Origin of the sequence: Collinsella sp. LCP19S3_C9 (assembly GCF_052121575.1) — a bacterium.
Classification (GTDB): Bacteria; Actinomycetota; Coriobacteriia; order Coriobacteriales; family Coriobacteriaceae; genus Collinsella.
On sequence record NZ_JBQKDZ010000023.1, the window covers coordinates 1 to 10448 of the forward strand.

10 protein-coding genes and 2 pseudogenes are annotated in these 10448 nt (G+C 48.1%); 3 read left to right on the forward strand and 9 right to left on the reverse strand.

Annotation, left to right across the window (positions count from 1 at the left end):
* The first annotated feature begins 123 nt into the window (after window positions 1-123).
* Complete coding sequence (locus ACTQXI_RS08640) at window positions 124-597, forward strand: transposase (protein WP_441548515.1); 474 nt, start codon at window positions 124-126, stop codon at window positions 595-597.
* Between the two features lie 330 nt (window positions 598-927).
* Here the strand turns inward: ACTQXI_RS08640 and ACTQXI_RS08645 are convergent, their stop codons facing one another.
* The 7 genes from ACTQXI_RS08645 to ACTQXI_RS08675 all read right to left on the reverse strand — a co-directional run bounded on the left by ACTQXI_RS08645 (window position 928) and on the right by ACTQXI_RS08675 (window position 6782).
* A complete protein-coding gene (locus ACTQXI_RS08645; RefSeq protein ID WP_441548516.1) occupies window positions 928-1266 on the reverse strand; it encodes a DUF2304 family protein in 339 nt (112 codons plus the stop codon).
* 5 nt (window positions 1267-1271) lie between these two features.
* Window positions 1272-1964 (reverse strand): glycosyltransferase family 2 protein, encoded by a 693-nt coding sequence (locus tag ACTQXI_RS08650; RefSeq protein WP_441548517.1) that lies wholly within the window; start codon window positions 1962-1964, stop codon window positions 1272-1274.
* An 85-nt stretch (window positions 1965-2049) separates the two neighbouring features.
* Window positions 2050-3186, reverse strand: coding sequence for a dTDP-4-dehydrorhamnose 3,5-epimerase family protein (locus ACTQXI_RS08655; RefSeq protein ID WP_441548518.1), 1137 nt, complete (start codon window positions 3184-3186; stop codon window positions 2050-2052).
* A 14-nt stretch (window positions 3187-3200) separates the two neighbouring features.
* A complete protein-coding gene (gene rfbB, locus ACTQXI_RS08660) occupies window positions 3201-4241 on the reverse strand; it encodes a dTDP-glucose 4,6-dehydratase (protein ID WP_441548524.1) in 1041 nt (346 codons plus the stop codon).
* Window positions 4213-5109 carry a glucose-1-phosphate thymidylyltransferase RfbA gene (gene rfbA / locus ACTQXI_RS08665; RefSeq protein ID WP_441548519.1) on the reverse strand — a complete coding sequence of 299 codons (897 nt, stop codon included), beginning with the start codon at window positions 5107-5109 and terminating at the stop codon, window positions 4213-4215. Before rfbA ends, rfbB begins: the two co-directional genes overlap by 29 nt.
* Before the next feature lie 16 nt (window positions 5110-5125).
* Window positions 5126-6016, reverse strand: a complete 891-nt coding sequence (locus ACTQXI_RS08670) for a glycosyltransferase (protein WP_441548520.1) — start codon at window positions 6014-6016, stop codon at window positions 5126-5128.
* Window positions 5931-6782, reverse strand: coding sequence for an NAD-dependent epimerase/dehydratase family protein (locus tag ACTQXI_RS08675; RefSeq protein WP_441548521.1), 852 nt, complete (start codon window positions 6780-6782; stop codon window positions 5931-5933). The genes ACTQXI_RS08670 and ACTQXI_RS08675 overlap by 86 nt, the downstream gene beginning before the upstream one ends.
* A 215-nt stretch (window positions 6783-6997) precedes the next feature.
* On the opposite strand from ACTQXI_RS08675, the pseudogene ACTQXI_RS08680 reads away from it, so the two are divergent.
* A pseudogene (locus ACTQXI_RS08680) lies at window positions 6998-7162 on the forward strand (hypothetical protein); the annotation flags it as partial.
* A gap of 105 nt (window positions 7163-7267) precedes the next feature.
* Window positions 7268-7414: pseudogene (locus ACTQXI_RS08685) on the forward strand (DapH/DapD/GlmU-related protein); the annotation flags it as partial.
* Between the two features lie 397 nt (window positions 7415-7811).
* Here ACTQXI_RS08685 and ACTQXI_RS08690 read toward each other — a convergent pair.
* Together ACTQXI_RS08690 and ACTQXI_RS08695 are read right to left on the reverse strand one after the other, a co-directional pair.
* Window positions 7812-9056 (reverse strand): hypothetical protein, encoded by a 1245-nt coding sequence (locus ACTQXI_RS08690; RefSeq protein WP_441548522.1) that lies wholly within the window; start codon window positions 9054-9056, stop codon window positions 7812-7814.
* 503 nt (window positions 9057-9559) lie between these two features.
* Window positions 9560-10448, reverse strand: an 889-nt coding sequence (locus ACTQXI_RS08695; RefSeq protein ID WP_441548523.1) for a glucosaminidase domain-containing protein, incomplete at its 5' end; no start/stop codon positions are given.

Below are 10448 nucleotides of genomic sequence, written 5' to 3' on the forward strand. Positions count from 1 at the left end.
AGGCAAAGCCAAAGAGAGAAAGAGGCACGCCTTTGCCAAACCTGAAACCTTTCCTTGCCACGTGTGAAAAGAACCGCTGCCTCAATTGAAAGCCCGAGCTTGACACAAACACTGAGGCGCCGCGTGGGGCGCATCGTCTCCTCGGTCTTCCGAGCCAGGGACGCCGCCACCGCCGTGGCCATCTACCACGCGGCATGCGAGATGCTGGAGGGGTGCCGCCCGAGGGCGGCAAGGGTGCTCGAGGAGGCGGAGCCCGACGCGCTCGCGTACCTGGACTTCCCGCCGTCGCACTGGAAGTGCCTGCGCACCAACAACGTGCAGGAGCGCACCAACAGGGAGATAAAGCGCCGCTCGCGCGTGGTGCAGGTCTTCCCGTCGGAGAGTTCGCTGCTCAGGCTCGTGGGCGCCGTCATGTGCGACCAGGCCGAGACATGGTCCGGCTCGCGCTACTTCTCGGAGAGGAAGATAGCCGAGATGCACGACGCCGCGTTCAGAATGGGTGCCGCGGGCGAGCACGACTGGGCGGAGCTGGAGAAGGCGGCCGGGAAGACGATCGAATCCAGCCTGGAACTTGCCGACAGCGCGGAGGCGGCCTAGGATATCAACTGATTCCGGATATCGACACAGGGGCCGCAAGGGCCCTTACACCAACTTTCTCGACACTACCAGATGATGTTCCACGCAACGCTCGGGGAGCAAGAGGATGATGCGCGAGAAGCTCGCCACGTGACCACCACGGGAACGAATTACGTAATGGCATCTGCCATGCATTCAAACACAGGGAAGCGCCAAATCGAAAGAATGCGATAAGAGCAAATGAAAGGATCTTCGTCATGGAGAGCCAATCTCGTTCTGATTGGCTTAATAGGTGGAGCCGATGCCGAAACACAACACACCATATGCCCCTGAGATAAAATTGAAATAACACTAATTAACGTCTTTAAAACTCTTCAAAGCAATCGATTGGACAAGCGAATTTAAACGTTCTTCCTGTTTTGCAAGCCTCACTGAATTTGCGAAATCACGGACCACGAGGACAGCTATCACATATAGGAAAACAAAATTCGAAGCAGATATAAACCCTAAAAGACCAGAAATGCACACGGCAATCTCCGGAAATATACCAAGCAATACAAAGCTAGTGCTAAACAAAAGCCAAAAAAGGGAATCCAACACCTGTATTTGTGCTTTTTTCAACTTCCGAATAACAAAATAGAAAACTATGACTGCGAAAATAACCAATAATACACGCAGCGTTAATGACATACAAATCACCTAAACCATTGAACTATTAACAATGTGGCAAAAACCCTAAGCATATACTGCATTGACTTAACGGGGTTTAAATAGCTTTCGCCGCCTTGGCGTTCACGCATTGATACTTGAACTTCGGAGACCGAGTATCCTTGTTTCAAAAACAAAGCAATTGATTCGGGTTCGGGATTAAGGGTGTTATCAAAATAGTATCTTTCAAGAACGGAACGGCTAAACAGCCTAAAACCTGATGTGGGATCGCTGATACGACGACCTGTCAGTATCTTAATCAAAACAGTAATCATACGCGAGCCTATCATTCGCATCGATTTATCTTTGCGAACGGTCAAAAATCTCGACCCGATAACGATATCTGATCCGGTACTTTCCGCCTTCTCAACAAGCGCGGCCAAATACTCTGGACGATGTTGTCCGTCAGCATCAAACTGGATCATATAGTCGTAACCCTGATCGACGGCATATCGAGCGGCAGTCTGAAAACCAACTGTCAGACCACAATTAATTGGCATGGTAATAACGTTACAGTTCAACGAACCACATATTTCGCCTGTACGATCGCGAGACCCATCATTAATAATCACGAAGTCAAATTCAGGTGCGATAGCTCTAAGCTCAGTAACGGTATTTTTAATACACTCTTCTTCATTATATGCAGGAATTGCAATAAGAGCTTTTGTATGATTGGACAAACCCCCACCAACCTCAGTCTAGTCGAGAAGGAAAAGAAAACTACATATCACTTTATAATAAGTCAAAACGCTCAATTAACTAAACTTATGCGCCCAGCAAATGTCCGGACGATGAATAAGTGCCGAAAGGCCACTTGTTTTTCAGCATATCTAGAATTGTTTCTGCTATCGAGTGCGCATCATTATTTGACATTAAATGGCGATCAAGACGAATAATGTAATGGCTAGGGCAGCACTGAACCGCAATCTCTTCCATTGCCTTAGTCAGACCTAGAGGCAGCAAAGCACCATCTAAATCAAGCGAAAGATGGTCGCTGTCAGGTCTACGAGCTGTAAATAAGCTGAGGCAAACGAGATTGATGCCGTATTCGGCACAGAAGCGAGCAAGATGAACCGAACCCATAGCATCGGCAGTCCAAACATCGCTCTCACATTCCGCACCACCACCCAAACTATCACAGCCGCTAGTTGAGCAATTGATAATTGCGCCGTACATAGAACCGTCAATGCTTTCATAGGTTCTTGGGTCACAGATATCAAAAGCTGATTTATCCAAAAAATCATATTCTTTTAAGCTTGTCTGACATTCGACGATTGACCTAATTGCATTTCCAACCTCAGTCTCGCTTCCTACAAGCAGCGTCCTTTTAGGAGCCATAGGCACGACATCCTTTAAAAATGGATGATTTAAGTCTGCTTCAGAAATGACGGCATCACTAAGCGGGATAGGCCACTCGATACCGAGCTCGGGGTCAGCAAGATTCACGAAGGTGTAGGTCTTCTTCAGCTCGAGCGACCAGTGGGCGTCCACCAGATAGGTGTATGCAGTGCCATCCTCCAGCGCTTGGAAGGAGTTGCCCACGCCGCGCGGGACGTAGATGGCCCTGGACGGGTCGAGCGTACAGGTGAACACCTTGCCGTAGGTGGCGCTGCCCTCGCGCAGGTCCACCCAGGCGCCGAAAACCGAGCCGCGGGCCACAGAGATGAACTTGTCCCAGGGCTCCGCGTGGATGCCGCGGGTGACGCCCCTCTTCTCGTTATAGGAAATGTTGTTCTGGACGACACGGAGGTCGGGGATGCCCAGAGCGGTCATCTTAGCACGCTGCCAGTTCTCCTTGAACCAGCCGCGTGAGTCGCCGTGGACGGCCAGGTCGACGACCTTCAGGCCCTCGATGCCGGTCTCAGCGACGGAGAGGTCCTTCTCGAATGCGATGTCTGCCATCTGTCTATCCCCTCCTACTGGCCCTGGGCCCTGTACCTGGCCTCGGTGGCCTCCTTGGACGGGCGCCACCAGGACTCGTTCTCGACGTACCAGTCGATCGTCTGCCTCAGACCCTCGGCGAAGTCGGTGTGGGCCGGCCTCCAGCCGAGCTCGCGCTGGAGCTTGGTGGAGTCGATGGCGTAGCGGCGGTCGTGGCCGGGGCGGTCGGCGACCCAGTCGAAGTCCTCGGGGTCCTTTCCCATCGCCTCCAGGATCATGCGCAGGACCGTGATGTTGTTCATCTCGCCGTCGGCGCCGATGAGGTAGGTCTCCCCCGTGCGGCCCTTGGTCAGGATGTCCCAGACGGCCGAGGAGTGGTCCTCGGTGTGGATCCAGTCGCGGACGTTCTCGCCGCGGCCGTAGAGCTTGGGGCGGACGCCGTCGATGATGTTCGTGATCTGCCTGGGGATGAACTTCTCCACGTGCTGGTAGGGGCCGTAGTTATTGGAGCAGTTGGAGATCGTGGTGCGAAGTCCGTAGGTGCGGGTCCAGGCGCGCACGAGCATATCGGAGGACGCCTTGGTCGAGCTGTACGGCGAGGACGGGTGGTACGGTGTCTCCTCGGTGAACTTGGCCGGGTCGTCGAGCGCCAGGTCGCCGTAGACCTCGTCGGTGGAGACGTGGTGGTAGCGAATGCCGTATTTCCTCACGGTCTCCAGCAGGCGGAAGGTTCCCTCCACGTTGGTGCGCAGGAACGGCTGGGGGTCCGCGATGGAGTTGTCGTTGTGGCTCTCGGCGGCGTAGTGCACGATGGCGTCGTGACCCGGCACCAGCCTGTCCAGCAGCTCCGTGTCGCAGATGTCGCCCACGACGAGCTCCACGCGGTCGGATGGGAGCCCGGCAATGTTATCGGGGTTGCCGGCGTAGGTCAGCTTGTCCAGGACGGTGACGTGCACCTCGGGGTGGTTCTTCACCACGTAGTGCACGAAGTTGCTGCCGATGAAGCCGCAGCCGCCCGTGACGATGATGTTCTTAGGTTCAAATTGCTCAGGCACGATTGACCCTCTCGACTTCATCTGCAATTGACAAAATATACTTACCGTAATCGGTTTTCTTCAGCTTTTCACCCAAGCGGCGCAGGTGCGAGCAATCGATGAAGCCCTGCCGATAGGCAATCTCCTCTAGACATGCAACGTAATACCCCTGACGACTCTGAACCGCCTCAACATACTCAGCAGCCTTGAGTAACCCAGTGGGAGTGCCAGTGTCAAGCCATGCCATTCCACGACCCATAAGTTCAACAGACAGCTCACCCCTATTAAGATAAGCGCTGTTAACGCTGGTAATTTCAAGCTCCCCCCTTGCCGACGGCTTTACCTCAGCCGCAATGTCGGCAACCTGACCATCGTAGAAATAGAGTCCGGGAACAGCATAATTTGATTTCGGAAACTGCGGTTTTTCTTCAATTCCAATTACTCGATTCCTCGAGTCAAATTCAACAACACCAAATGCCCGCGGATCCTTAACCGGATATCCGAATACAACCGCGCCACCATGTTGTTCAACGTTGTTTTTCGCAGAATTGATGACCCTTGAAAGAGACTGGCCGTGAAACAAGTTATCACCAAGAACAAGCGCGCAAGACTCACCGGCCAAAAAATCGCGACCAATAACGAACGCCTCGGCAAGGCCTCTAGGCTCATCTTGAACAGCATATTCAATCTCCATCCCAAAATCAGAGCCATTGCCTAACAGCGTTTTATATGAAGTCAAATCTGAGGGATTTGTGATAATTAGCACTTGCCGAATACCAGCTAGCATTAGAACAGAAATTGGATAATAAATGAGCGGTTTATCGTAAATGGGCAAAAGCTGTTTATTAACAGCTTTTGTAATAGGATGAAGGCGCGTGCCGGACCCCCCCGCAAGAACGATTCCTTTCATTCTAATCTCTCCCCAATCAATCTACGTTATTCAGGCGCTCGCTGGTTGCATAAATACGATTAACAAAACGAGCGATAGGCTCCGGCCAGAGCTCGCATAAAATCGATAGTGTCTCGCCTGTTCGAATGTTTTCACTGAGGTTTTTAGATGTGGCTGAATCGGCGTAAATCCTATGTCCCATGAGCATTTCAGAAATATAGCAGAAACGTCCATTGATGGACGCCAGCTTTACCCACGTCTTGTAATCGCAGCTATCCCGAAGCGTCGTATCAAAAACACTTGGTCCCAGTATCTCCTTATTTAAAGTAACCGAAGGGCAGCATATGGGACATCCAAATCTGAGCACAGTCTTTTTTAAGAACACCGATCCATTATTGGGCAACAGAAACAGCCGATTCATAGCGCGCTTAATGATTAGCATTAAATTCGTATTTACCCGCGAACCATTTTTTATCTCATAATAGTCGGTAAACGTTATGGATACGTCTTTTTTAGGATAGCTATTAAAGCACTCAATTGTTTTCTCGAGAAATGTTGGAGAATAGCTGTCATCCTGATGGGCAATCGTTACTAGCTTAGAGTTAGCACTGTTGTAGCCGAAATTCCAATCATCGCCAGCATAATGAGGATTAGGGTTAACGATCATTTTGACGCCACACTCAGAACAAACTCTCTCAATATAAGGAGAAGGAGTTGAAGTAGAGACAACAACATTCGAGGCAACCGTTTGATTCTGAAGCGATCGTATTGTTTTGGCCAAGAAAGGATTGTCCCTGTAGGCACAAACGACAAAAGTATGATCAACCGAACTGTATGACATCTTAGGCAATCTCCAAAATTGAGTTGATCTTCGTAGCATCTCCCCAAACAGCAGGAGAATCATAAGGGCGATCTGGATAAGCTCCATAGTCAAGCCTTATATCCAAATGATGTTCCTCAATAAAGGACTCTATCTTGTCGCCTAGGGATACCGGAACTCCTGAACAACAGTTAATTATCCCCTTAGTAGTTTCCTGCATAACGACAGCAGAAATTTGCTCTGCAAGCTCATCAACAGAAATAAAATCATATTTATTTTTCCCCGAAGTAAACGGGAATTTCGATTCGCCAGCAGCGTTGGCCCGAAGCAGCTTCCCGAAGATGGACTTTGAGTTAATGTCATCTCCGTAGATATAAAAACCTCTAATCCACTGGCAGATTACCCCTCGATCTTTCGCATATGAAAATAACGCCTGCCTCAATGCGTTCTTACCAATACCGTATAGACTCTGGGGATTGCATGGGGTTGTCTCGTCAATAGCGCCTTCCCAGTACCCCACCTCATGCATGGTGCCCATGCCACACACTTGTTTAACACCAAAATCAACAGCGCGCTTCAAGAAGTCATAATGGTTTGGCATATCATCCAAATGGGATGAAACGTTATGATCGAATCCGTTTCTCCAGGCCAAATGAAGCAAGACGTCGGGAATAGCGCCGATGGATTCGAAGCGAAACCCAGAAGATAGAACATCTCCTTCGATATAACGAACATGCGAGCTATTGCTGAAAGTGTTGGAACCAGAGCGATCGACTGCAATAACATCGACATCGGCATCAAGTCGACTCAAGCTATCTATTACGTGCTTACCGATATATCCATTAGCACCAGTAACCATAATCAATTTCGACACTATTTGCCTCACTCAATACTCTAAGTACAATATATATAGACATTTTTAGAATAGCAGAACGGAGAGAACCAATGTTTATATGCGGCAATAATTACACCATTGGAGAGGTGGGAAAGCTCATCTATTCAACAATTAAAACAAGGTTATTCTTTCCAGGAGCACGTCTAATAAGAAGTCCCTTTTATATTCGTGGAAAAAAGAGGGTAAGCTTAGGAATGGGTTTTTCGACCGGATACGGTTGTCGCTTTGAAGCAATCCCAACTGCGAAAAACGACTCTAATATAAGAATCAAGATCGGCGATAACGTTCACATCGGCGATCGAGTTCACATTGTCGCCCTTGACGCAGTGTCCATAGGAGACAATACGCTCCTGGCATCTAATATTTTCATTAGCGATTGTAATCACGGAAGGTACTCGGGCGCCAATCAGTCCTCGCCTACTGAACCTCCAGACGAACGCGAGCTTCACGGTTCGCCCGTCAGCATCGGCAACAATGTTTGGATTGGAGAGAATGTTTGCGTTTTGGCCGGCGTAACGATTGGAGACGGTGCAATAATTGGTGCAAATTCTGTAGTTACTAAAGACATCCCTGCTAACACCATCAGCGTAGGGGCACCCGCTAAAGTAATTAAACAATTCAACAACACTCTCAACCAGTGGGATTCAATCTAGGATTTAAAGTAAGGTATCTGAACGCAAATATGAGTATGAAGTCCAAACACCGAAGCTTCACACTCATCTCTAATAAAAAATTCATTCGCTCATGCTGTCAAATGGCCGAGTCATGAACCGCCCAAAAGCAATCCACGACTCGGCCATTTTTTACAAGCTAATTAAATTAATAGGAGAATACCTAACCGCTATATTTTTTTGGATCATGGTTTTACATGCATGAATTCATTTACTCTAGCGACGGTCATCAACTGAAACTAACTAATGGTCCAAAAATACGATTTTAAAGCCTATTTTTGAAAGACGGCCGTACCCCGCTAACCTGAGGATAGGGTAATTCCGTTTAGCCAAATGCTTACCGACTGCACTTAGTAATTGCCTTCAAACGCAGAATAAAACTTAAAACAATGAAAAATAATCCAGTTGAATAACTAATAATTACCGTAACGCTAACTCCATTAGCACCAAAAATCTCAATAAGATTAGCTGAAAAGACATACGAAACAAGTAAAGCGAAAGCGGTTGCAATAAAAGAAGCCCATATCTCACGAATCAGAATCAAAAGATCATAAGAAAAAGCGAATAATGTAGTGAAGGCAGTTGCAATGATTGCGGGAACCAGGCAGTTCAATCCTTGAGAAATAGACGGCCCAAATACAGCCTGCAAAAGATCATCGCCGAAATAAAAGCAGAACACAACGGCAAACAAAGTAAATAAACTTATGAGCAAGACAATTTTTAAATAGCTTCGAACAAACGAAGCATGCTCGCGATTTGACCATTTCTCGGCAAAACCAACCAATAGAGGGCCGTACAGATAGGAGGCTGCAGCCTGAATAAGGACCGTAGGAGTAGCAACAGCGGCATACATGCCAAGCACTTCGGCGCCCTTTAACTGAGCAAGCTGCTGACGCGAAACTGAGACAACAGCACCAAAGAACACGGCTGTAAAAACCGAGGGCAAATATCGCTTTAGAAGCGTTACGGCCCGCGAAACATTAATACATGGGTTGATTACATCGAAATTCGAGGCGCATCGGGCGTCATATAGCCAAGTAACGAGACAGCAAAACGCTGCAAGTGAGAGAAAAGCGATATTAATTGATAGATGAAAAAGCAACGGAAGGAGAAAAGAAAACAATCCACCCAGTCCTCGAATAGCCTGGGAAATGCCTATATAATCCATTCTGCCTTCTTTTTGAACCATTGCATAAAAAACTGAGCAAAAAGCTTCATCGGCTTTAAACACCAGCCAAAATAGAGCTGAGGTTATTAGTGCCGAATCGCCTGTAGTTAAAAAAAGGTAGGCGAGGATTGGTAAAAAGCCCAATCCTATTGTGATGAATCGAAAGGCGATGTACTCAGAAGATGAATACTCTCCGCCCAAATCAGAAACCTGAATGGTGCGCATATTGTACGTAGCTAATGGAAAATAGATATTGCCAATCGACATAGCAAATGCAAGAATTCCAGAATTTGCATAATTCTGCGAAACAAGTACAACGGAAACGGTCATCAACCAAAGGCAGCCTTGGTAAAGAAGACAACCAATCGTATTCCAAAGCATATTCTGTTTTACCGAAAGAGAAGCTTTACTCAATGAAACCCAAATCCTTAATCAACAAAGCGACGGTGGAAATCGAAGGTAAGATTTGCCAATAATTCTAGTAAAAATAAAATGGAAGTACGATAACCATCGAACATTCTAATCACGGAAAGACTCGACTATAGACCCTTCCGATACATTCGACACTAATGGGCATTACGAATTCACCAGGGTATAATACGATTCCTATACTCCTTGGATTGATTACCCGCTCAAGGTTGGAAATAAATAGCCAAGGATAGCTACAAGACAGAATCAAATAACCGAAGCTGTCGATATATATCCAAGCTAGGATCGCATTCTGCCCAAAGAATCCTCCATCTCCACGAGTTAGTAATATTCCTCCACCGATTCAACAATTTAAAACAAAGCGAGAAATCCTGCCAAAAGATTATCAACACCTGAAAATCAGATTAGTGATTATGCTGTCGTATCCGACCCATCGAGTAAAACACCTATTTTGTTAAGCAAATTCCTCTTATAAAGCTACTTAAATATCAATTCAACTGATAAAGCCTAGCGAGAATTTCACGAATTTTAAATCCATAGAAACGATCACTAGCCCATTTGCCACTCAAATCTTCAACAAAAGGAGCAATGCCTCTCTTGACGAGACCAAAGCGCGGATCAACACACTGATTAACAAGCGGTTCGGCGCACGCATACGCCTTAAGGTGCTGAACTTGTGCCCTTATCCCCATTCGAACCGAATCGGCGCCGTACTCGTTAAAAGATGCGCCACATACACCCGAATCAAGCGCACCAATACCTGCAAAATTACACTGTTCTGGGGAAACCTGCCCTCCAAATCGGAGCCAACCAGTTTCAACCATTGATTGTGCGAAAACAACGTCGGGATTTATGCCTTCCGCAAGGGCCTCTTCATAAATAAGCTGACAAAACTGATTTATATCGGATGCACCATACTTCGAATACACGGAAGACGGAAAAACGGACATCTCAGTAAACAAAGAAGCCATTTTTCTTGGTTTTGAATTTGAAGATGAGACTATCGGATATCGCGAACCGTCAAAATACTGCTTTTCAGTTTTTAAAGAGCAGGTAAAAGTATCAAAAGTTGCCCATAACGTTATCGAATATATTCCAGCTTCGCCGAAGTCGGCGGCGGCGGGCACCTCGGCGGCCCAGGAGCCGTCGGAGCCCCTAACGGCCTGGTACCAGCGGCAGGCGCCGGAGGGGGCGGTGACCTGGACGGCGGCGTTGGAGGGCTGGGAGCTGAAGCCGGTGGCGCTCACCGACAGCGACCCCGACGAAGCGGAGCAGGACAGCTTCACGTCGGGCCGGGCGACGTCGGCGGAGGCCTTCGCCCAGCGCTCGGTCGAGGACCCGTAGGTCGCCCACAGGCAGACGGAGTAGGAGCCGAAC